Consider the following 20,785-nt stretch of genomic DNA (forward strand, 5'->3'; position numbering starts at 1 on the left):
GCAGGCGCGCCTGAACTGCGTTGTTGCGTCTGTTACTGCGCGCCGGCCGGCGCCGGATAGCGCATGGCCTCCTGGCGTTCAATCATCCATGCCGGGTAATGCGGGGGCAGCGCGCTTATCGCATCGAGGCGCGCCAGCTCGTCGGCGGTGAGCGTGATGTCAACCGCGCCCAGATTCTCGGTAAGCTGATCGAGCCGTTTTGCGCCGATAATAACGCTGGTGACCGCCGGACGAGCCAGCAGCCAGGCGATGGCAATCTGGCTGACCGATACCGAGCGGGCTTCGGCAATCGCACGCATGGCCGCCACGCAGTGCCAGGCGTGGTCGCGGTCAACGGGCGGAAAATCAAAGTGGGTACGGCGCGCATCGCGGCTCGCCTCAGAGGCATCCGGCCCGAATTTACCGGACAGCAATCCGCCCGCCAGCGGCGACCAGACGAGCAGCCCCAGGTGTTCCTCGCTGACCAGCGGCACCAGTTCACGCTCAATGTCGCGGCTGGCGATGGAGTAATAGGCCTGTAGCGTCTCAACGCGCGTCGCATGCAGCGCTTCGCTGAGGCCCAGCGCCTTACCGAGCCTGCCCGCCGCCCAGTTAGAGACGCCCACATAGCGCACCAGGCCCTGGCGGGTCAGGTCGTCGAGCGCGCGCAGCGTCTCCTCGACCGGCGTGACGCTGTCGCTCGCGTGGATCTGGTACAGGTCGATATAGTCGACCTGCAACCGCTCCAGGCTGCGCTGCACGGAGTCCATAATGTGCCCGCGCGACGCGCCCCGGTCGTTCGGCCCTTTGCCCATCACGCCGCCCGTTTTGGTCGCGAGAACGATGTCGCTGCGCGCCACGCCAGTCTCCCGGAGCGCGTTGCCCGTCATCCGCTCCGACTGGCCGAACGCGTAAATATCGGCGGTATCGATAAAGTTGACGCCGCCTGCGAGCGCCTTCGCGATCAGCTGATTAGCCTCTTCCTGCGCGACCGCGCCGATGGAGGACCACATGCCCGCCTGGGCGCCGCCGCCGAGCGTCATCGTGCCGAGGCACAGTTCAGAGACGAACATGCCTGTCCGGCCAAGCTGTTTATATTTCACAGAACGCCCCCTTCTGGCATGAGCGCCGCGCGGCCCGGCACGACGGGCGTCCGGGTGGGGTGAAGGGTGCTGAGGAGATGCGTCATGTTGTCTGCCTTCCTGAAAGTATGCGGGTTACGCGGTGTGAAGGCAGTCTATTAAGTATTAATATGGGTATAAATAACCGTAAAATGAACGCACTGTTACTTTTGAGATGAACAATGAAAAACCTTGAGCCGCTGCTTATCTTTGCGCGCGTGGCAGAAATGAAGAGCTTTACACAGGCGGCTGAGAGCCTCGGGATCCAGAAAGGCCGCGCCTCGGTGGTGGTGCGCGAGCTCGAACAGGCAATTGGCGCAACGCTTCTGACCCGCACGACGCGAACCGTACAGCTCACCGAAGAAGGGCGCGCGTTTTATGCCCGTGCGCGCGATCTGCTATCAGATGCCGAGGAACTGACCTCGATGTTCTCTCATAGCACGACCTCCCTGCGCGGGCGCTTACGGGTCGATATGCCCGCAGTGCTCGCCGAGAACGTGGTGATCCCTGCCCTGCCGCGCCTGCTCGACGCCCATCCCGAACTTGAGCTGGAGCTATCCTGCACCGACCGCCGGGTGGACCTTATCCAGGAAGGATTTGACTGCGTCGTGCGCCTGGGGCCCATCGTTGACGAAACGCTGGTGGCGCGCCCGCTGGGCAAATTACGTATGATCAATGCCGCAAGCCCGGACTATCTGGCGCGCGTTGGCGTGCCGCAGACGATTGACGATCTTATCCGCCAGGGGCACCGGATGGTGCACTACATGTCAAGCTTTAGCGCCAGACCGGACGGATGGGAGTATCCGACAGAAGACGGCTATCAGTCGCTAATGCTGCCGGGCGCGGTCAGGGTAAACAGCGTCCAGGCGTACCATAATGCGGGGATCGCGGGGTTAGGCTTAATTCAGGGCGGATATTCTACCCTCGCGCCCTGGATGGCGCGCGGCGCGCTGGTTGAAGTGCTTGCCGATTTTCGCCCCGCGCCGCTGGATGCGTCTTTCGTCATCGCACACCGGCGAAATTTGTCGCCACGCGTCCGGGCCTTTATGGCCTGGATTGAAGAGGTGTTACAGCCGTATTTCGACTGACGCCTTCCGAAAGATCGGGAGCGTAAGGCGGCGTACCGCCCTGATGTCGCCGTTACCCCGCTGAAAGCGCAGGAAAAGTATATTCACCATGCTAATTAAACCGATTGATTCATAATTAATATGTTAAGTTTTTAAAAAACCCATCAGCAGAGGAGAGCGCGCACGTTGGACGCCGGGACGATAATTAGTTTGTTTATTCTGGGTTCGGTACTGGTCACCTGCAGTATCCTGTTAAGTTCATTTTCGTCGCGTCTTGGTATCCCCATTCTGGTGATTTTCCTGGCTATCGGCATGCTCGCGGGCGTCGATGGCGTAGGCGGCATTCCGTTCGACAACTACCCCTTAGCGTACCTCATCAGTAACCTGGCGCTGGCCGTCATTCTGCTTGATGGCGGGATGCGCACCCAGGCGAGCTCGTTTAAGGTCGCGCTGGGGCCCGCGCTGTCGCTCGCGACCGTCGGGGTGCTCATCACCTCGGGGCTGACCGGCATGGCCGCCGCGTGGCTGTTTAACCTGAATATGATGGAAGGGCTGCTGATTGGCGCGATTGTCGGCTCGACCGACGCCGCGGCGGTCTTCTCGCTGCTCGGCGGCAAAGGGCTTAACGAGCGCGTCAGCTCCACGCTTGAGATTGAATCCGGCAGTAACGATCCAATGGCGGTGTTTCTCACCATCACGCTGATTGCCATGATCCAGGAACATCAGACGGCCCTGAGCTGGATGTTCCTGGTGCATATCGTTCAGCAGTTCGGGCTCGGGATTATCATCGGCCTCGGCGGCGGCTGGCTGTTGCTGAAGATGATCAACCGCATTCCGCTGCCGACCGGGCTCTATCCGCTGCTGGCGCTGAGCGGCGGGATCATGGTCTTCTCGGTCACGACGGCGCTCGACGGCAGCGGCATTCTGGCGGTTTATCTCTGCGGCTTTGTGCTCGGCAATAAGCCGATTCGCAACCGCTACGGCATTCAGCAAACCTTCGACGGCCTTGCCTGGCTTGCGCAAATCGGCATGTTCCTGGTGCTGGGCCTGCTGGTGACGCCGTCGCACCTGCTGCCGATCGCGGTGCCTGCGCTGCTGCTGTCGCTGTGGATGATTTTTATCGCCCGCCCGCTCTCCATCTTTACCGGGCTGCTGCCATTTCGCGGGTTTACGCTGCGCGAGCGCGTGTTTATCAGCTGGGTGGGGCTTCGCGGCGCGGTGCCGATTATCCTTGCGGTGTTCCCGATGATGGCCGGGCTGGATCGCGCGAATCTGTTTTTCGACGTGGCGTTTTTCGTAGTGTTGGTGTCGCTGCTCTTTCAGGGCACGACGCTTGGCTGGGCCGCGAAAAAGGCCAAAGTGGTGGTGCCGGAGGTGGGACGCCCGCAGTCGCGCGTGGGGCTTGATATTCACCCGGAAAACCCGTGGGAGCAGTTTGTTTATCAGCTGAGCGCCGATAAATGGTGCGTCGGCGCGGCGCTGCGCGACCTGCATATGCCGAAAGAGACGCGCATCGCGGCGCTGTTTCGTGAAAACCAGCTGATGCACCCGACCGGCAGCACGCGCCTGCGCGAAGGCGACGTGCTGTGCGTGATTGGCCGCGAGCGCGACCTGCCAGCGCTTGGCAAGCTTTTCAGCCAGTCGCCGCCGGTGGCGCTCGACCAGCGTTTCTTCGGCGATTTTATCCTCGAAGCGGAGGCGAAATTCGCCGACGTGGCGTTTATCTACGGGCTTGACGATCGGTCGGCGGTGGATAAAGAGCGCACCATCGGCGAAGTGATACAGACGCTGATTGGCGCGGCCCCCGTGGTGGGCGACCAGGTGGATTTCGCCGGGATGACGTGGACGGTGGCGGAGAAAGAGAACAACCAGATCCGCCGCATCGGCCTGAAAGTGGCGGAAGACGACGACGAGTAAGCGCGTCGCGCCATAAGGCTTACGTAAAAAGGGAAACCCGCGGGTTTCCCTTTTTATTGACCTGACGTGGCGCGTTTAGCGTGTGGTGACCGGCACGCGCGGTGCCAGCGCGCACATCAGCTCATACCCGACCGTGCCGCTCGCCGCGGCGACGTCGTCGATTTTAATCTCATTCCCCCACAGCTCCACCGGACTGCCGATGCCCGCCTGCGGACACGGCGTGAGATCCACTGCCAGCATATCCATCGACACCGTGCCGACCGTACCGGTCCGCACGCCATCCACCAGCACCGGCGTACCGTCCGGCGCGTGGCGCGGGTAGCCGTCGGCGTAACCGCCCGCGACAATCCCGATGCGCTGTTCGCGCGCGGCGCGATAGCGGCTGCCGTAGCCGACCGTATCCCCCGCCTTCAGCGTCTGCACGCCGATAATCTCGCTTTTCAGCGTCATCACCGGTTGCAATCCGCTGGTGGCGATGTCGCGCCACTGGCCGCTCGGCGACGCGCCATAGAGCACGATGCCGGGGCGTACCCAGTCGAAATGCGCCTGCGAATGCCAGAGCGCCGCGGCGGAGTTGGAGAGCGATCGCGGCGCGTCAATGCCTTCCGCCGCCTGGTTGATGCGCACCATCGCCTCGTCAATGCCGTCCGGGCGGTCGGCGTCGGCAAAGTGCGCCATCAGGGTTATCTGCCCGACGTTCGCAATCGCCTTCAGCTGCTGATAAATGCTGTGCACCCGCTCCGGCGCGAAGCCCAGGCGGTTCATGCCGCTGTTGATTTTAAGATAGACATCGAGCGGCGCGTTAAGCTTCGCGCCGGCGAGCGCCTTTAACTGCCAGTTGCTGTGCACGCTGGTGGTGAGGCGATATTTATCCAGCAACGCCAGTTCGTCGGCGTGAAAAAAGCCTTCCAGCATCAGGATGGGGCCCTTCCAGCCGCGCTCGCGCAGCAGAATGGCCTCTTCGAGATTAAGCATCGCGAAGCCGTCGGTCGCGCCAAGCGCCGACCAGACGCGGTCAAGCCCGTGGCCATAAGCATTCGCTTTGACCACAGACCAGACGCGCGAACGGGGCGCGGCCCGGCGCACCACTTCCAGATTATGACGCAGAGCCTGCAAATCCAGGCTCGCCTGTATCGGACGAGACATGCGGGTTCCTTCTCAGGGATGCGCGCCGTGCAGGCGGTGCGAAGAGGACGGCGTAAAGCCGGGCGCGTAGCGGGCCACCGAGAGATCCTCAAACGGAATGGCGGGCGTGCGACCGGAGATAATATCGCTCAACAGCTGGCCGGAGCCGCAGGCCATCGTCCAGCCGAGCGTGCCGTGGCCGGTGTTAAGCCACAGGTTTTTAAAGCCGGTGCGCCCCACGACCGGCGTGCCGTCCGGCGTCATCGGGCGCAGGCCGGTCCAGAATTTCGCCTGTTCAATATGGCCGCCGCGCGGGTAGAGGTCACGCACGACCATTTCCAGCGTCTCCTGACGCGGTTTCAGCAGCTCGGTGTTAAAGCCGACGATCTCCGCCATGCCGCCGACGCGGATGCGGTTATCAAAGCGCGTAATGGCGATTTTGTAGGTTTCATCGAGCACGGTGGAGACCGGCGCACCGGTGTCGTCGGCAATCGGGATGGTAAGCGAGTAGCCTTTCAGCGGGTAGACCGGGATATCGACGATGCCTTTGAGCATGGCGGTAGAGTAAGAGCCGAACGCCATCACGTAGCCGTCCGCTTTGATCACTTCATCGCCGCACTTCACGCCGTAAATGCGCTGGCCTTCCGAGAGCAGACGATCCACCGGCGTGTTGTAGCGAAACACGACGCCTGCCTCTTCGGCCATCTGCGCAAGGCGCGTGGTAAAGAGCTGGCAGTCGCCGGTTTCGTCATTCGGCAGTTGCAGCCCGCCGGTGAGCTTATGCGCGACCTCGGCCAGCGCCGGTTCGACCTGCGCCAGCTCGGCGGCTTTCAGCAGACGGAACGGCACGCCTTCGCTCTCCAGCACCGCGATATCGCGCGAGGCGTTTTCATACTGCTGCTCGGTACGAAAGAGTTGCAGCGTGCCGCCCTGACGGCCTTCGTACTGAATGCCGGTGGATTCGCGCAGCGCTTTTAAGCAGTCGCGGCTGTATTCCGCAAGGCGCACCATGCGCCCTTTGTTCTGCATGTAGTGGCGGGTGTCGCAGTTGCGCAGCATCTGCCACATCCATTTCAGCTGGAAGTGCGTCCCGTCCAGGCTTATCGCCAGCGGCGCGTGGCGCTGGAACATCCATTTAATGGCCTTCAGCGGCACGCCGGGCGCGGCCCAGGGCGCCGCGTAGCCGGGCGAGATTTGCCCCGCGTTGGCGGCGCTGGTTTCCAGCGCCGGGCCCGGCTCGCGATCGATAACCGTTACTTCGTGCCCCGCCTGGCGTAAATACCAGGCGCTGGCGACCCCGACTACCCCACTCCCCAGCACGACTACATGCATGTCCTCTTCCTTCTCAGGCTAAAGAATAATTAACTGATTACAAATTGATAACCCAGAAGAAAATATTATTCAACATATGGCTTTTTTATGGTGAGCCGACTCACAACTTTCCCCGCCACAGCGGGGATGACGCTTTCAGGATCTCCTGCTTCCCTTCCCTGCCCGGCAAAATAAAATTCTGCGACACCCGGCATTTACCGACAGTCGGGCTCAGGAAATCGCGCAGAAAAAATTTTTGCCGTGGCGCTGATAAGGCGGGGGTGATCTATGCTTGAAATTAAGGCTCTCCCCGGATGAGAGCCGCTAACAATGAGGGCGCGCTGATGGCTACCGTAACTGATTCCCAGAAAAAGGATACCCAACGTCTGAGCGACGGGCCGGACTGGACGTTTGAATTACTGGACGTTTATCTCGCCGAGATCGACCGCGTGGCGAAACTCTACCGGCTGGACACTTACCCGCATCAGATTGAGATAATCACTTCCGAGCAGATGATGGACGCCTACTCAAGCGTCGGGATGCCGATTAACTACCCGCACTGGTCGTTCGGCAAAAAATTCATCGAGACCGAGCGGCTCTATAAGCACGGCCAGCAAGGGCTCGCCTACGAGATTGTGATTAACTCCAACCCGTGCATCGCGTATCTGATGGAAGAGAACACTATCACCATGCAGGCGCTGGTGATGGCGCACGCCTGTTACGGCCACAACTCATTTTTTAAGAATAACTATCTGTTTCGCAGTTGGACCGACGCCAGCTCGATTGTCGATTACCTGATTTTCGCCCGCCATTACATCACCCAGTGCGAAGAGCGTTACGGTGTCGATGAGGTCGAGAAGCTGCTGGACTCCTGCCACGCGCTGATGAATTACGGCGTCGACCGTTATAAACGCCCGCAGAAGATCTCGTTGCAGGAGGAGAAAGCGCGTCAGAAAAGCCGCGAGGAGTATCTGCAAAGCCAGGTGAATATGCTGTGGCGCACGCTGCCGCGACGCGAGGAGGAAAAAACCGTCGAGGCGCACCATCGCTTCCCGGAGGAGCCGCAGGAGAACCTGCTCTATTTCATGGAGAAGAACGCCCCGCTGCTGGAGCCGTGGCAGCGAGAGATCCTGCGCATCGTGCGTAAGGTGAGCCAGTATTTCTACCCGCAGAAGCAGACCCAGGTAATGAACGAAGGCTGGGCGACGTTCTGGCACTACACCATCCTTAATCATCTCTATGATGAAGGGAAAGTGACCGAGCGCTTTATGCTGGAGTTTCTGCACAGCCACACCAACGTGGTGTTCCAGCCGCCCTATAACAGCCAGTGGTACAGCGGCATTAACCCGTATGCGCTGGGCTTCGCCATGTTCCAGGACATTAAACGCATCTGCCAGAACCCGACCGAGGAAGACCGCTACTGGTTCCCGGATATCGCGGGATCTGACTGGCTGGAGACGCTGCATTTCGCGATGCGCGATTTCAAAGACGAGAGCTTTATCAGTCAGTTCCTGTCGCCAAAAGTGATGCGCGATTTCCGTCTCTTCACGGTGCTGGATGACGATCGCAACAATTACCTGGAGATTGCGGCCATTCATAACGAAGAAGGCTACCGGGCGATTCGCAACGAGCTATCGGCCCAGTACAACCTCAGTAATCTTGAGCCGAATATCCAGGTGTGGAACGTTAACCTGCGCGGCGACCGCGCGCTGACGCTGCGTTACATCCCGCAAAACCGCGCGCCGCTTGATAAAGGCCGCCGCGAGGTGCTCAAGCATGTGCATCGGCTGTGGGGGTTTGACGTGCTGCTGGAGCAGCAGAACGAAGACGGCAGCATTGAGCTGCTGGAGCGCTGCCCGCCGCGTATCAATACGCTGTAAGCGGCTTGCGGTTAAAACGAAAAAGGCTTCCCGAAGGAAGCCTTTTTTCTGTCTGTCGCGCTTAGCGGGTGTGCATCGCCAGATCGCCCGGCAGATTTTTCTGCATTCGGTGCCAGATCTCGCCACTCTCACGCCCGTAGGTGCGCACGATGTCGTAGACCTGATCGTACTGCCCTTCGCGGGAGAGCGTGCCAAGCTTATGGTAAAAGCCCAGCGCCAGGCTGCGCGCTTCCGGGTTGGAGAAATAGTGGCGGCCGATGCGGGTGTAGAGCCCTTTCATGCCGTTGAGGATAAGCCCGTAAATCGGGTTGCCGGAGGCGAACGCCAGACCGCGGAAAATGTTGTAGTCGAGATCGGCGAACGCGTCCGCATGATCTTCCACTTCATCCGCCGTGGCGAGCACTTCACGCGCGCGCTCCGGGTGCATACGCAGCGCGGTGCGAATAAAAATCGTCGCGATGTTGGTACGCACGGAGAGCAGGTTGTCGATAAGCTGCGGCACGCTTTCGTGGTCGAGACGCGCCAGGGTTTCGAGGATATTGAGGCCCGAGGTTTCCCAGAAGTTGTTTACTTTGGTCGGCTTGCCGTGCTGGATAGTCAGCCAGCCATCGCGCGCCAGGCGCTGCAACACTTCACGCAGGGTGGTGCGCGTCACGCCAATCAGTTCAGAGAGTTCGCGTTCAGCAGGCAGAATGGATCCCGCCGGGAAGCGGTTATTCCAGATGCTTTCAATAATGTACTCTTCCGCGAAACCCGCCGGGCTCTGCGCCTTAATCACCATAATGAGCTTTCCAATACACCTAAGATGCAAAATTCACTCATCATACCAGACGCGCCGGAGCGCAGATAGCATGACGAAAAGTAAAAAAAGGGATCGGGGTTCGGTTTCTGGCCTTCCCCGCCGCCCCGCCACACGCGCCTGCGGCTTGATTGCCGCCCCGCTGCCGGGTACCCTGACATGTTAACGAAAAATAACCGTAAAGGATCATGGCATGGAAATTTCATATGGCCGGGCGTTGTATCGTAACTTTTTAGGACAATCTCCGGACTGGTACAAGCTTTGTTTACTTGGCTTTTTGATTCTGAATCCTCTCGTGTTCTGGGTAAGCCCCTTCGCGGCGGGCTGGCTGCTGGTGACTGAGTTTATCTTCACGTTGGCGATGGCGCTCAAATGTTACCCCCTGCTGCCGGGCGGCCTGCTGGCGGTGGAAGCGCTGTTTATCGGCATGACCAGCGCCGAACATGTACGCGAAGAAGTGGCGAATAACCTCGCCGTGGTGCTGCTGTTGATCTTCATGGTCGCAGGCATTTACTTTATGAAGCAGTTGCTGCTGCTGATTTTCACCCGCCTGCTGCTGGGCATTCGCTCCAAAACGCTGCTCTCGCTGGCCTTCTGCTTTGCGGCGGCGTTTCTCTCGGCCTTCCTCGACGCGCTGACCGTGGTCGCGGTGGTGATAAGTGTGGCGGTCGGTTTTTACGGCATTTACCATCGCGTCGCCTCGAACCATGAAGAGGGGCAAGAGCTGGTGGATGACGCGCAGCTCGACGACGAACGTCGCGCCACGCTTGAGCGTTTTCGCGCGTTTCTGCGCAGCCTGATGATGCATGCGGGCGTCGGCACCGCGCTTGGCGGCGTGATGACGATGGTTGGCGAACCGCAAAACCTGATTATCGCGCACGCAGCGGACTGGGGCTTCGGCGACTTCCTGCTGCGCGTGGCGCCGGTGAGCGTGCCGGTGTTTATCTGCGGCATCATCACCTGCATTCTGGTCGAAAAAACCAAATCCTTCGGGTATGGCGAACCGCTGCCGGAGCCGGTGCGTCAGATCCTGCGCGAGTATGACGATAAGAGCCGCCAGAAACGCACCCGTCAGGACACCGTTAAGCTGGTGATTCAGGCGCTGATCGGCGTCTGGCTGATTACCGCGCTGGCGCTGCACCTGGCGGAAGTGGGCCTGATTGGCCTTTCCGTGATTATTCTCGCGAGCGCGCTGTGCGGCGTGACCGACGAGCACGCTATCGGCAAAGCCTTTACCGAAGCGCTGCCCTTCACCGCCCTGCTGACGGTCTTTTTTGCGGTTGTGGCGGTGATTATCGACCAGCATCTGTTCGCGCCGATTATCGCCTACGTGCTGGAAGCCTCGCCGCATAACCAGTTGTCGCTGTTCTATCTCTTCAACGGTCTGCTGTCGTCGATTTCCGATAACGTGTTTGTCGGCACGGTCTATATCAATGAAGCGAAAAGCGCGCTGCAACAGGGCGTTATCGACGCTAAGCAATTTGAGATGCTGGCGGTGGCCATTAATACCGGCACTAACCTGCCTTCGGTCGCCACGCCAAACGGCCAGGCGGCGTTTCTGTTCCTGCTGACCTCTGCGCTCGCGCCGCTTATCCGTCTCTCTTATGGCCGCATGGTCTGGATGGCGCTGCCGTATACGATAGTGCTGACGCTGGTGGGTCTCGCCTGCGTACAGTACACGCTGGTGCCGTTTACCCAATGGCTGCTGGAAAGCGGCTGGGTCAGTGTGCCTGCCGTGACGGCGCTGCTGCATTAAGGTTTATCGGGCCCTTCACGGCCCGTTTTTTTATTCACCGGCGCCGGATTAATGCGTTATTTTTGATGTCGCTAGTGGCGTCCAAAAGGAATTCGTTTACACTGCCGGTTCAACGCAGATTGCAGAGATAATCATTATGTTGCGATATTTAAACCAGTGTTCACGTGGGCGCGGCGCATGGCTGTTGCTGGCGCTCACCGCTTTCGCGCTGGAAATGGTGGCGCTGTGGTTCCAGCATGTCATGATGCTGAAACCCTGCGTATTGTGTATTTATGAACGTTGCGCGCTGTTTGGCGTGATGGGCGCAGGGCTGGTGGGAGCCATTGCACCGAAAACCCCGTTACGCTTTGTGGCGATGGGTATCTGGATCTATAGCGCCTGGAAGGGCCTGATGCTCTCCTGGGAGCACACGATGATTCAGCTGCACCCGTCGCCGTTCGTGACCTGCGATTTCGCGGCCCGTTTTCCGGGCTGGCTGCCGCTCGACAAGTGGCTGCCGCAGGTGTTTGTCGCCAGCGGCGACTGCTCCGAGCGTCAGTGGTCCTTCCTGACGCTGGAGATGCCGCAATGGCTGGTCGGCATTTTCGCCGCCTACCTGCTGGTTGCGCTGCTGGTGCTACTGGCCCAGGCGTTTAAACCGAAAAAACGCGATCTCTTCGGCCGCTACTGAGTCTTTATATCAGCAGCACACCACGCCCACCGCCCGGTGGGCGTTTTTGTTTCTGCTTACGGATTGCCGCTACCGCCTGGCTTGTTTCGCCGCGCCCTGCCTATACTTAAACAGTGACTGATTAACGACAGGAGGACGTATGCGTAATTACCCACTCAACGTCGAAAAAGACGATCCGAATGAAGCACCGGAATCGGGCGATAAAAGACCGAGTCCTAACCAGAAGTAATCAGAAGGTCGCTCAGGCGGCCTTTTTTTATACTTCCATTACAAACTGATGTATTAATACACAGATTTAACTTTACGTATCTTTACTGTGAAAACAAAGGTTTAACCATTACTACAATAGAGACTGGCTATTGGTTCAATCACTATAAAAAGGTGAATTGTATCAAGACAGGAGATGTGTTATTTGTGTGGTCAGATGATTTTGCTAAGCCCTTTTTCCGCCCTATGAACCCACTGATCCTTCGTACCGACGTGAGTATTAAAGCCATCCTTGCGCCTTCCGGCACATTGCGCGGCGTATCGCTTATTCGCCAGCCTGGCGATGAAGCCTGGATGACGATTATCGCGCAGCCGTGCGACCATCTTCAGGAACAAATTGCGCGTTTTTTATCCCTCAATGACGATGAGCAAAATACGCTCCGCCAGTTTCTTGACCAATTCCCCGATGCGTAATTACTGTTTATTTACGCTCACTAAATCAAACTGCAATTATTCAGATATTCTTAAGAAATATCTGAGCAATGAATGAGCGAATAATCTGATTTTTTCAAAAGCCAGATGCAGCGCAATAAACACGGGCTATACTCCCCCTGTGTCACAAACAAGCCCGGAGTATTGTATGGAGATTTCAAGCAGAACTGCGGTTTTACTTAACCTGTTCGCCTTTGCTGGTCTACTCCTTTCCTTATCCGTCAGGTTTGGCTGGCTCTGACAGGCGCGCCGCGTCTCGCAACCTCTTTCAAACCCTTTTCAGCGCGGTGTACCCTCCGCCCTTGCGGCGAAAAAATACGCAGCGCGTTCGTTTCGGATAAAAAAAGCCGCTATTGAAGAGCGGCTTTTTTATTGGCGATTTATTTAACGCGGCTTATATCTGTTAACGCCGACATAATGGCAGGCTTAAGATTATTCTGCCCAATCCGGTTTATTTATAATGTGGTCTTGCCAGTCGCGAACGACGGATTCTTTCACGGCAATATGGCGCACCGAAATACGTTCGGCATGCATGGCAGCTTTGGAGCCGACGCGCAGTGGATGCCACAGCGGCAGGTCTTTGCCTTCGGCCAGCAGACGATACGCACAGGTCGGCGGCAGCCATTCAAAGGTCGGCAGATTATCGCGCGTCAGCTTGATGCAGTCCGGCTCATACTCGAAGCGACGCTCATAGTTACGGCACTGGCAGGTTTTGATGTTCAGCTGACGGCAGGCGACGTTGGTGAAGTAGATTTCATCGGTGTCTTCGTCCATCAGCTTATGCAGGCAGCACTGACCGCACCCGTCGCAGAGGGATTCCCACTCGGCGTCACTCATCTCATCCAGGGTTTTACGCTGCCAGAAAGGCGTTTCGGTCATAACAGTGTCCGCACATCAAAAATTAAGCTGCACCTTATAAACACTCTGGCCCTCGGATGCAAGTCTTGCCGCCCCACGGGCGGCATCTTTACAGAACGCGGGTGTTAAGCGTGTGGTCGCCAACGCGGATTTCCAGCGCGTCGCCGCTGTTAAGCGGGCCGACGCCCTCCGGTGTGCCGGTCAGGATGACATCGCCCGCGCGCAGCGTGAAAAAGCGGCTCATGTACGCGATAAGCGGCACTATTTTATGGATCATATCTGCGGTGTTGCCGCTCTGGCGCACTTCGCCGTTAATATGCAGGCTGAGCGGCGTATTTTGCGGGTCGCCGGAAAACTCTGCTGCCGGGATAAAACCGGAGATCGGACAGGCGTTATCGAACGCTTTCGCTTTTTCCCACGGCTGCCCGGCTTTTTTCAGGTTGCTCTGCACATCGCGAAGCGTGAGATCGAGCGCGACGCCGTAGCCTGCGATGGCCTGCGCGACGTGCTCTTCGCTCGCCTGGCGCAGCGTTGCGCCAATCAGCACCGCCAGTTCCACCTCATGATGCACCGAGCCGAGCCCTTGCGGCAGCGCCAGCGGCTGGCGCAGATCGCACAACGCCGTCTCCGGTTTGATAAACAGCACCGGCTCCTGCGGAGTCGCGCTGCCCATCTCCTGAATATGCTTCGCATAGTTGCTGCCCACGCAGACGACTTTACTGACCGGGTAATCGAGCAGTTCGCCTTGCCAGTGATGATGTTGGTACATAGCTTTCCTCGGCTTTTTATGATGGTAAGAGAGTACCTAACTATTCGCCCCGGCCGCGCGAAAAGTCAAACCGTTGCCGCGCGCAAAAAAACGCGCCGCAGAAAACGGCGCGTCAGACTATTTTTTTCCGAGCGATTCGAGGTGCTGTTTTAACAAATTTTCCGGCGGCGGCGGCATTTGTAAATAATAGCCCTGCTCTTTGAGCGCCTGTTTCACTTTTTCAAGACTGGCGTTGGCTAATTGTTTACGACCGTCCAACGGTAGCATCATGGTCATAATTGGCTGACCAAATCCCGCCAGCAATTCTTCCGGCACACGCGAAAAATCGTCTTTTTTTTCAACATAAAGATAAGTTTGTTCGCGGCGCGCGCTTCGATAGATCACACAAAACATGTTTTTACTCTAAATTAGCCAGATGGTTACTTGCCTGAATATAAGGCTGACTATAACATGCCTGATGTGCTTCGGAATATCATCCCACTGCGGTGGGGATTTAAACTGAATTGAGTAAGGCCAGGATGTCAAACACGCCCATCGAGCTAAAAGGCAGTAGTTTCACCTTATCAGTGGTTCATTTGCATGATGCTCACCCCGAGGTTATTCGCAAAGCGCTTGAAGAAAAAATTGCTCAGGCGCCGGCCTTTCTCAAAAATGCGCCGGTGGTGGTGAATGTCGCGGGGCTCGACGGGACGATAAACTGGCAGCAGCTGCATCAGACATTTGTCGACAGCGGGCTGCATCTGGTCGGTATCAGCGGCTGTCAGGATGACGCGCTGAAGGCGGAAATCTCTCGCGCAGGGCTCGCCCTGCTGACGGAGGGAAAGGCCAGCGCGCCACGCGCCGCACGGCCTGCTGAAGCACCCGTCGCGCCGCCAGCGCCTGCGCCCCGTACGCGTTTAATCGATCTGCCGGTGCGCTCTGGCCAGCGGATCTACGCGCCGGACGCCGATCTGGTCGTCACAAGCCACGTCAGCGCGGGCGCGGAGCTTATCGCCGACGGCAATATTCACGTCTACGGCACCATGCGCGGGCGTGCGCTCGCAGGCGCCAGCGGCGATAAAGCAGCACAAATCTTTTCAACAAACCTCGCGGCGGAACTCGTTTCCATCGCCGGGGTTTACTGGCTGAGCGATCAAATCCCGGCCGAGTTTTACAACAAAGCGGCACGCCTGCGTCTGGCCGACGGCGCGCTGACGGTTCAACCATTAAATTAAGCCCTTTTAACAAGGAATTCCTTTATGGCACGCATTATTGTAGTTACATCAGGTAAAGGGGGCGTTGGCAAAACCACCTCCAGCGCGGCCATCGCTACGGGTCTGGCCCAGAAGGGAAAGAAGACCGTAGTTATCGATTTCGATATCGGCCTGCGTAACCTTGATCTGATCATGGGTTGCGAACGCCGTGTCGTATACGATTTCGTCAACGTCATTCAGGGCGATGCTACGCTGAATCAGGCGTTAATCCGCGATAAACGCACCGAGAGCCTTTACATCCTGCCTGCGTCGCAGACGCGCGACAAAGACGCCCTGACCCGCGAAGGCGTGGAAAAAGTGCTTGATGAGCTTAAGAAGATGGAGTTCGACTTTATCGTCTGCGACTCCCCTGCCGGCATCGAAACCGGCGCGCTGATGGCGCTCTATTTTGCTGACGAAGCCATCATTACCACCAACCCGGAAGTCTCCTCCGTTCGCGACTCTGACCGTATCCTGGGCATCCTGGCCTCCAAATCGCGCCGCGCCGAAAACGGCGAGAGCCCGATTAAAGAGCACCTGCTGCTGACCCGCTACAACCCGGGCCGCGTCAGCAAGGGCGACATGCTCAGCATGGAAGATGTGCTGGAGATCCTGCGTATTCCTCTGGTCGGCGTTATCCCGGAAGATCAGTCCGTGCTGCGCGCCTCAAACCAGGGCGAGCCGGTCATCCTGGATGGCACATCCGATGCAGGCAAAGCCTACGCCGATACCGTTGATCGCCTGATGGGAGAAGAACGTCCTTTCCGCTTCATTGAAGAAGAGAAGAAAGGTTTCCTCAAACGCCTGTTCGGAGGATAAGTTATGGCATTACTCGACTTTTTTCTCTCCAGAAAAAAGAACACCGCCAGTATCGCCAAAGAGCGCTTACAAATTATTGTTGCAGAGCGTCGTCGTAGCGACGCCGAACCGCATTATTTACCGCAGCTGAAGCGGGATATTCTGGAAGTGATTTGCAAATACGTTCAGATTGATCCGGAAATGGTTACGGTTCAACTGGAACAAAAAGGCGACGATATTTCGATTCTGGAACTTAACGTCACGCTACCCGAAGCGGAAGAGACAAAATAACGCGAAAAAATACCCCGGCATGCCGGGGTATTTTTTTAACGAATCCACTGTATATATTCTCAGTGACCATTCACTTCCCTGTAAATAATTACAGGGGCGTCATTAATATTGCTGCAACAGCGTTTTTAATGATTCGCCTAATAACTCGCCGCGCCAGCCGCTGATTAATTCCGGCAGCTGATTTTGCGGTTTCAGTTTCCAGTGCCAGTTCAGCAACTGGTTAATCTGACGTCGCGACGCCATCAGCTCGGCGCTGATCCCCTGCTTCTGGCTCGTCTCCTGCACCAGCGCTTTGATCGCTTTAAACACGTTGCGATAGCCCGGCATGTCGACAAGGTTCGCCAGCGGCGACGGCAGCGCGTCTTCCGACAGGGCCTGCGCTTCGGCGACCAGCGCGATCAGCGTCTTGCCGTGAAAGCGGATCTCGCTGCCAGAGAGCCCCAGCCCGTCGAGTTCGCCAAGCGAGCCCGGCATGTGGCGCGCCACCTTCCACAGATGCTCTTCACGCACCACGAAATTCACCGCCATATCGCGCTCGCGCGCTTTACGCAGACGCCAGCCCGCCAGCAGCTTCAGGCACGCCAGCTGGCGCGGACGAAGCTGCCAGGCGTTAGTAATTTCACGATACGCCTCATCAGGATCCAGCACCTCGCCACGACGCTGCGTCATCAGGCGGCACTCGTTGAGTGCGGCCGTCAGCCAGCCCGCGTCGCGCACCTGCTCCATCAGCTTGTGGGCGATAGGCAGCAGATACCAGACGTCCGCCGCCGCGTAGTCGCACTGGCGCTCCGTCAGCGGACGCGCCAGCCAGTCGGTGCGGGATTCACTTTTATCCAGCACCACGCCGGTGTGGTGCTCCACAAGCGTCGCAAAACCGCAGGAGAGCGGATGGCCGACAAACGAGGCCACGACCTGGGTGTCGATAAACGGATCTGGCATCATGCCGAAGGCGTTCTGGAACACTTCCAGATCTTCGCTGCCTGCATGAAGGAATTTGGTCACGTTCTGATCCTGCAACAGCGACTGGAACGGGGCCCAGTCGGTGATGGTCAGCGGATCGATAAGGGCGACGTTTTCGCCGTCGTAAAGCTGGATGAGCCCCAGCTGTGGGTAATAAGTGCGGGTACGGACAAATTCGGTGTCCAACGCCAGAGCGCGCTGCGTGCGTGCGGTTTCGCACAGCGCCGCCAGCGCGTCATTGGTGGTAATCATCTGGTAATTCAAATCGCTCTCTCTTTGTCTGCGCCCATAAAAAACGCCGGTAGAACCGGCGTCAGGGCGACGTGATTGCAGCTCAGGCGGTATTGTCACCTGCCCGGCGCACTTCGTCACGTAGTTCTCGTCGTAAAATTTTCCCGACGTTGGATTTTGGCAGCTCGGTGCGAAACTCCACCTGTTTCGGCACTTTATAACCGGTCAGATGGCGGCGGCAGAAGGTGATCAGCGCCTCTTCGGTAAGCGAGGCCTCTTTCTTCACCACGAAGATTTTCACCAGCTCTCCGCTGGCTTCAGACGGAATGCCCACGGCCGCCACTTCCTGGACGCCGCTGTGCTGCATCACCACATCTTCGATTTCGTTCGGATAGACATTAAAGCCGGAGACCAGAATCATATCTTTTTTGCGATCGACGATACGCAGGAAGCCCTCTTCGTCCATCACCGCGACATCGCCGCTGCGCAGCCAGCCGTCCTGCAGGATCTCATCGGTGGCGTCCGGGCGCTGCCAGTAGCCGAGCATCACCTGCGGGCCTTTGATGCACAGCTCGCCAGGCTCGCCGGGCGCGACTTCGTTGCCGTCATCGTCAATCAGCTTCACTTCGGTGGACGGCACTGGCAGGCCGATGCTGCCGCTGTGGTAGTCGATATCGTGCGGGTTAACGCTCACCAGCGGCGAGCACTCGGTCAGGCCGTAGCCCTCCAGCAGAAACTGGCCGGTGAGTTTTTCCCAGCGTTCCGCCACGGCCTGATGCACCGGCATTCCGCCGCCCGCCGAGAGGTGCAGCGAGGAGAAATCGAGCTTGTGGAAGTCTTTGTTATTCAGCAGCGCGTTAAACAGCGTGTTCACGCCGGTCATCGCGGTGAACGGGTATTTACCGAGCTCTTTCACCAGCCCCGGAATATCGCGCGGGTTGGTGATAAGCACGTTCTGGCCGCCCAGTTCGATAAACAGCAGGCAGTTCATGGTCAGCGCGAAAATGTGGTACAGCGGCAGCGCGGTTATCACCAGTTCTTTGCCGCGATGCAGCAGCGGCCCGTAGGTGCCGAGCACCTGCTCCAGGTTGGCGAGCATATTGCGGTGAGTGAGCATGGCGCCTTTGGCAACGCCCGTCGTGCCGCCGGTATATTGCAGGAAAGCCAGATCGTCCGGCGTCACTTCCGGCTTGATGTACTGCATCCGGTAGCCGTTATGCAGCGCGCGGCGAAATGAAATGGCGTCCGGCAGGTGATATTTCGGCACCAGGCGCTTGACGTACTTCACCACGAAGTTCACCAGCGTGCCTTTAGCGGTGGAGAGCTGATCGCCCATGCGCGTCAGGATGACGTGCTTAACCTGGGTTTTATCGACCACTTTTTCCAGGGTGTGCGCGAAGTTGGAGACGATGACGATGGCGCTGGCGCCGCTGTCGTTCAGCTGGTGCTCCAGCTCACGCGGCGTGTAAAGCGGGTTGACGTTTACGACAATCATACCGGCGCGCAGAATGCCGAACAGCGCCACCGGGTATTGCAGGAGGTTGGGCATCATCAGCGCCACGCGGTCGCCTTTTTGCAGGCCCAGCCCCTGTTGCAGCCAGGCGGCAAACGCGCGGCTGCGCTCTTCCAGCTTGCGGAAGGTCATCACCTCGCCCATGTTGGTAAAGGCGGGCTGATCGGCGAAGCGTGTGCAGGATTGCTCAAACAGATCCACCAGGGAGTGATAACGGTCCGGGTTTATCTGCGCCGGAACGTCCGCCGGATAACGGTTAAGCCAAACCTTCTTCAATGCGTCACCTCTGAATATATTATTCGTCGTCATCACAACCCCAAAACAATAAACACGGCGTTAACATAATATTAACTCATTGTACCAGTTTATTAATTCACCGGGTTTAAGGTTGCGAAGCGCGTCACTAATTATTTTTGTTATGCCGATAAAAACAACAAACAGCGGACCGGCCGCTGTTTTTTTTATTCAATTAATCAATACGTTACTCAGTTACTACGGTCTGTACCTGAGCGGGCCCGGGATTATACCAGCCCCACGGGCCATAGCCATACCCCCAGCCGGAACGCGGCGGGCCCCAGATCCACGGGTCGATGGGCTGCGGCGGCATCACGACCTGCTGCGTCACGCGCCAGCGCTTGAAGCCGTTCGCCTGCATCACCATAAATTTATACGGGCTGGCCCCGACTTTGCCGTCTGCCGTGCCGGTAATGGGCCCGACCACCGTCACCAGTTGATTACGGAAATCGACCGGGTCGAGAAAACCGCCGACATCGGCATAAATGCGCCCACGCGACGGCTGGCCGAGCAGTGGACGGGCGACGCTGTCGAGCGGCAAGGTGGCGATCTCCAGTCGGGTTTTGCCCTGCTGATTATCGACATTCACCACGCGCCCGCCGAAGCGCGCCTCCTGGCCGACGTAGAGCTGCGGCGCGTTCATCACGCGCACCAGATCCTGCTGCGGCGTCGGGCTGGTGCCTTTAATCGCGTCAGGCACGCTGACGCAGCCGCTCAGCAGCAGCGCGCCAAGCGCCAGAATTGTGCTGCGCATCATTGATTGTTGACCCACCATAAGCGACTCCTTAAACCCGCCCGCGGCTCGCGTCGGGGTGTTATTCCCGGCCTGGCAATTTTTTCCACGCGACTTCGTTGCGCAGATAGACCGGTTCTGCATGTTCGACCGCAACAACGCGCTGTTGTTCGAACAGCCCGCACGCCAGCGGCAACATATCTTCCGCGGCAGGCAGCGTGACCTGGCCGTCAGTGAGCGTAAGCCCACTCTCGCTCGCCAGATCCGGCCACGCCTGCCAGCCGGTGCCGACGGTCGCCCACGCGCCGCTGAGCGTTTTCAGACGTTCAGCTACCGCCTGCGGCTTGAGTACCGCTTCGGTCTCTTCGCCGTGCCAGACGCCCTGCGCATCGCGCTGGTATTCTGCCCAGTAGACTTCGCCCATGCGGGCGTCGATGGCTGCCAGCACGCGGGTTGCGCCGCAGACGCGCCATGCGCCCTGGGCCATTGTCATCAGCGTCGAGACGCCGACCATCGGCAGTTCGGCGCCGAGCGCCAGCCCCTGCGCGATGCCAATGCCGATTCGCACGCCGGTGAAACTGCCCGGCCCGCGGCCAAAGGCCAGCGCGTCCATTGACGTCAGCGCAACGCCGCTGGCCGTGAGGATCTCACTGACCATCGGCAGAATACGCTGGGTGTGCTCGCGCGGGCAGAGTTCAAACAGGGCGGAGGTTTTACCGTTGTCCCACAGGGCGACAGAACAGGCCTCGGTGGCGGTATCAATAGCCAGAATTCGCATGGAT

22 protein-coding genes are annotated in these 20,785 nt (G+C 58.4%); 11 read left to right on the plus strand and 11 right to left on the minus strand.

Annotated features, from left to right (window positions below; genetic code table 11):
* Positions 1 to 32 precede the first annotated feature (32 nt).
* Entirely contained in the window at positions 33 to 1,082 is a 1,050-nt protein-coding gene (locus tag AFK67_RS11545) for an aldo/keto reductase (RefSeq protein WP_007714254.1), read from the minus strand.
* Between the two features lie 200 nt (positions 1,083 to 1,282).
* On the opposite strand from AFK67_RS11545, the gene AFK67_RS11550 reads away from it, so the two are divergent.
* Positions 1,283 to 2,188 (plus strand): LysR family transcriptional regulator, encoded by a 906-nt coding sequence (locus AFK67_RS11550; protein ID WP_007714251.1) that lies wholly within the window; start codon positions 1,283 to 1,285, stop codon positions 2,186 to 2,188.
* A gap of 165 nt (positions 2,189 to 2,353) precedes the next feature.
* Positions 2,354 to 4,084, plus strand: a complete 1,731-nt coding sequence (locus AFK67_RS11555; protein WP_007714249.1) for a potassium/proton antiporter — start codon at positions 2,354 to 2,356, stop codon at positions 4,082 to 4,084.
* Positions 4,085 to 4,159: 75 nt separating this feature from the next.
* On the opposite strand, the gene dadX is transcribed toward AFK67_RS11555, so the two are convergent.
* Together dadX and AFK67_RS11565 are read right to left on the minus strand one after the other, a co-directional pair.
* Positions 4,160 to 5,230 (minus strand): catabolic alanine racemase DadX, encoded by a 1,071-nt coding sequence (dadX, locus tag AFK67_RS11560; RefSeq protein WP_007714247.1) that lies wholly within the window; start codon positions 5,228 to 5,230, stop codon positions 4,160 to 4,162.
* A 12-nt stretch (positions 5,231 to 5,242) separates the two neighbouring features.
* Positions 5,243 to 6,541 carry a D-amino acid dehydrogenase gene (locus AFK67_RS11565; protein ID WP_038883401.1) on the minus strand — a complete coding sequence of 433 codons (1,299 nt, stop codon included), beginning with the start codon at positions 6,539 to 6,541 and terminating at the stop codon, positions 5,243 to 5,245.
* A 323-nt stretch (positions 6,542 to 6,864) separates the two neighbouring features.
* Here AFK67_RS11565 and AFK67_RS11570 point away from each other — a divergent pair, with 323 nt between their 5' ends.
* The gene (locus AFK67_RS11570; RefSeq protein ID WP_144421362.1) at positions 6,865 to 8,400 is read left to right on the plus strand and encodes a SpoVR family protein; all 1,536 of its coding nucleotides are present in this window, start codon (positions 6,865 to 6,867) and stop codon (positions 8,398 to 8,400) included.
* 61 nt (positions 8,401 to 8,461) lie between these two features.
* Here AFK67_RS11570 and fadR read toward each other — a convergent pair whose 3' ends face one another.
* Complete coding sequence (fadR, locus tag AFK67_RS11575) at positions 8,462 to 9,181, minus strand: fatty acid metabolism transcriptional regulator FadR (protein ID WP_007714240.1); 720 nt, start codon at positions 9,179 to 9,181, stop codon at positions 8,462 to 8,464.
* A gap of 211 nt (positions 9,182 to 9,392) precedes the next feature.
* Between fadR and nhaB the strand changes: the two genes are divergently transcribed.
* From nhaB to yncL, 5 genes are all read left to right on the plus strand, one after another.
* Positions 9,393 to 10,955, plus strand: coding sequence for a sodium/proton antiporter NhaB (gene nhaB, locus AFK67_RS11580; protein WP_007714229.1), 1,563 nt, complete (start codon positions 9,393 to 9,395; stop codon positions 10,953 to 10,955).
* A 136-nt stretch (positions 10,956 to 11,091) separates the two neighbouring features.
* Positions 11,092 to 11,625, plus strand: coding sequence for a disulfide bond formation protein DsbB (gene dsbB / locus AFK67_RS11585; RefSeq protein ID WP_007714223.1), 534 nt, complete (start codon positions 11,092 to 11,094; stop codon positions 11,623 to 11,625).
* Between the two features lie 139 nt (positions 11,626 to 11,764).
* Positions 11,765 to 11,854: a hypothetical protein gene (locus AFK67_RS23650; RefSeq protein ID WP_085958814.1), complete on the plus strand. Its 90-nt coding sequence runs from the start codon at positions 11,765 to 11,767 to the stop codon at positions 11,852 to 11,854.
* 176 nt (positions 11,855 to 12,030) lie between these two features.
* Positions 12,031 to 12,306, plus strand: coding sequence for a hypothetical protein (locus tag AFK67_RS11590; RefSeq protein ID WP_231692153.1), 276 nt, complete (start codon positions 12,031 to 12,033; stop codon positions 12,304 to 12,306).
* Between the two features lie 166 nt (positions 12,307 to 12,472).
* Entirely contained in the window at positions 12,473 to 12,565 is a 93-nt protein-coding gene (yncL, locus tag AFK67_RS21985) for a stress response membrane protein YncL (protein WP_071601081.1), read from the plus strand.
* A gap of 191 nt (positions 12,566 to 12,756) precedes the next feature.
* On the opposite strand, the gene AFK67_RS11595 is transcribed toward yncL, so the two are convergent.
* The 3 genes from AFK67_RS11595 to AFK67_RS11605 form a co-directional block, all read right to left on the minus strand.
* Positions 12,757 to 13,203, minus strand: a complete 447-nt coding sequence (locus AFK67_RS11595) for a cysteine cluster protein YcgN (protein WP_007714218.1) — start codon at positions 13,201 to 13,203, stop codon at positions 12,757 to 12,759.
* An 88-nt stretch (positions 13,204 to 13,291) separates the two neighbouring features.
* Complete coding sequence (locus AFK67_RS11600) at positions 13,292 to 13,951, minus strand: fumarylacetoacetate hydrolase family protein (RefSeq protein WP_038883397.1); 660 nt, start codon at positions 13,949 to 13,951, stop codon at positions 13,292 to 13,294.
* Positions 13,952 to 14,068: 117 nt separating this feature from the next.
* Positions 14,069 to 14,344 carry a YcgL domain-containing protein gene (locus AFK67_RS11605; protein WP_032966647.1) on the minus strand — a complete coding sequence of 92 codons (276 nt, stop codon included), beginning with the start codon at positions 14,342 to 14,344 and terminating at the stop codon, positions 14,069 to 14,071.
* 125 nt (positions 14,345 to 14,469) lie between these two features.
* Between AFK67_RS11605 and minC the strand changes: the two genes are divergently transcribed.
* Genes minC through minE form a run of 3 tightly spaced genes read left to right on the plus strand, consistent with a single transcriptional unit; the run spans position 14,470 to position 16,272 of the window.
* Positions 14,470 to 15,165: a septum site-determining protein MinC gene (minC, locus tag AFK67_RS11610; RefSeq protein WP_038871315.1), complete on the plus strand. Its 696-nt coding sequence runs from the start codon at positions 14,470 to 14,472 to the stop codon at positions 15,163 to 15,165.
* Between the two features lie 24 nt (positions 15,166 to 15,189).
* Positions 15,190 to 16,002, plus strand: coding sequence for a septum site-determining protein MinD (gene minD, locus AFK67_RS11615; protein WP_007714208.1), 813 nt, complete (start codon positions 15,190 to 15,192; stop codon positions 16,000 to 16,002).
* A gap of 3 nt (positions 16,003 to 16,005) precedes the next feature.
* Positions 16,006 to 16,272: a cell division topological specificity factor MinE gene (gene minE / locus AFK67_RS11620; RefSeq protein WP_004384978.1), complete on the plus strand. Its 267-nt coding sequence runs from the start codon at positions 16,006 to 16,008 to the stop codon at positions 16,270 to 16,272.
* Between the two features lie 102 nt (positions 16,273 to 16,374).
* Here the strand turns inward: minE and rnd are convergent, their stop codons facing one another.
* The 4 genes from rnd to tsaB all read right to left on the minus strand — a co-directional run bounded on the left by rnd (position 16,375) and on the right by tsaB (position 20,781).
* Positions 16,375 to 17,484 carry a ribonuclease D gene (gene rnd, locus AFK67_RS11625; RefSeq protein WP_007714204.1) on the minus strand — a complete coding sequence of 370 codons (1,110 nt, stop codon included), beginning with the start codon at positions 17,482 to 17,484 and terminating at the stop codon, positions 16,375 to 16,377.
* An 82-nt stretch (positions 17,485 to 17,566) separates the two neighbouring features.
* Complete coding sequence (gene fadD, locus AFK67_RS11630; RefSeq protein ID WP_007714201.1) at positions 17,567 to 19,252, minus strand: long-chain-fatty-acid--CoA ligase FadD; 1,686 nt, start codon at positions 19,250 to 19,252, stop codon at positions 17,567 to 17,569.
* Positions 19,253 to 19,457: 205 nt separating this feature from the next.
* Complete coding sequence (locus AFK67_RS11635; RefSeq protein WP_007714199.1) at positions 19,458 to 20,045, minus strand: Slp family lipoprotein; 588 nt, start codon at positions 20,043 to 20,045, stop codon at positions 19,458 to 19,460.
* Between the two features lie 40 nt (positions 20,046 to 20,085).
* The gene (gene tsaB, locus AFK67_RS11640; RefSeq protein WP_007714196.1) at positions 20,086 to 20,781 is read right to left on the minus strand and encodes a tRNA (adenosine(37)-N6)-threonylcarbamoyltransferase complex dimerization subunit type 1 TsaB; all 696 of its coding nucleotides are present in this window, start codon (positions 20,779 to 20,781) and stop codon (positions 20,086 to 20,088) included.
* Between the last annotated feature and the right edge of the window lie 4 nt (positions 20,782 to 20,785).

Source organism: Cronobacter dublinensis subsp. dublinensis LMG 23823 (genome assembly GCF_001277235.1).
Lineage (GTDB): Bacteria > Pseudomonadota > Gammaproteobacteria > Enterobacterales > Enterobacteriaceae > Cronobacter > Cronobacter dublinensis.

Coding starts and splice junctions, on each gene's coding strand:
- AFK67_RS11550 (WP_007714251.1), top strand. CDS start 1,283: ATGAAAAACCTTGAGCCGCTGCTTATCTTTGCGCGCGTGGCAGAAATG.
- dadX (WP_007714247.1), bottom strand. CDS start 5,230: ATGTCTCGTCCGATACAGGCGAGCCTGGATTTGCAGGCTCTGCGTCAT.
- AFK67_RS11565 (WP_038883401.1), bottom strand. CDS start 6,541: ATGCATGTAGTCGTGCTGGGGAGTGGGGTAGTCGGGGTCGCCAGCGCC.
- AFK67_RS11570 (WP_144421362.1), top strand. CDS start 6,865: ATGGCTACCGTAACTGATTCCCAGAAAAAGGATACCCAACGTCTGAGC.
- fadR (WP_007714240.1), bottom strand. CDS start 9,181: ATGGTGATTAAGGCGCAGAGCCCGGCGGGTTTCGCGGAAGAGTACATT.
- nhaB (WP_007714229.1), top strand. CDS start 9,393: ATGGAAATTTCATATGGCCGGGCGTTGTATCGTAACTTTTTAGGACAA.
- dsbB (WP_007714223.1), top strand. CDS start 11,092: ATGTTGCGATATTTAAACCAGTGTTCACGTGGGCGCGGCGCATGGCTG.
- AFK67_RS23650 (WP_085958814.1), top strand. CDS start 11,765: ATGCGTAATTACCCACTCAACGTCGAAAAAGACGATCCGAATGAAGCA.
- yncL (WP_071601081.1), top strand. CDS start 12,473: ATGGAGATTTCAAGCAGAACTGCGGTTTTACTTAACCTGTTCGCCTTT.
- AFK67_RS11595 (WP_007714218.1), bottom strand. CDS start 13,203: ATGACCGAAACGCCTTTCTGGCAGCGTAAAACCCTGGATGAGATGAGT.
- AFK67_RS11600 (WP_038883397.1), bottom strand. CDS start 13,951: ATGTACCAACATCATCACTGGCAAGGCGAACTGCTCGATTACCCGGTC.
- AFK67_RS11605 (WP_032966647.1), bottom strand. CDS start 14,344: ATGTTTTGTGTGATCTATCGAAGCGCGCGCCGCGAACAAACTTATCTT.
- minC (WP_038871315.1), top strand. CDS start 14,470: ATGTCAAACACGCCCATCGAGCTAAAAGGCAGTAGTTTCACCTTATCA.
- minD (WP_007714208.1), top strand. CDS start 15,190: ATGGCACGCATTATTGTAGTTACATCAGGTAAAGGGGGCGTTGGCAAA.
- minE (WP_004384978.1), top strand. CDS start 16,006: ATGGCATTACTCGACTTTTTTCTCTCCAGAAAAAAGAACACCGCCAGT.
- rnd (WP_007714204.1), bottom strand. CDS start 17,484: ATGATTACCACCAATGACGCGCTGGCGGCGCTGTGCGAAACCGCACGC.
- AFK67_RS11635 (WP_007714199.1), bottom strand. CDS start 20,045: ATGGTGGGTCAACAATCAATGATGCGCAGCACAATTCTGGCGCTTGGC.
- tsaB (WP_007714196.1), bottom strand. CDS start 20,781: ATGCGAATTCTGGCTATTGATACCGCCACCGAGGCCTGTTCTGTCGCC.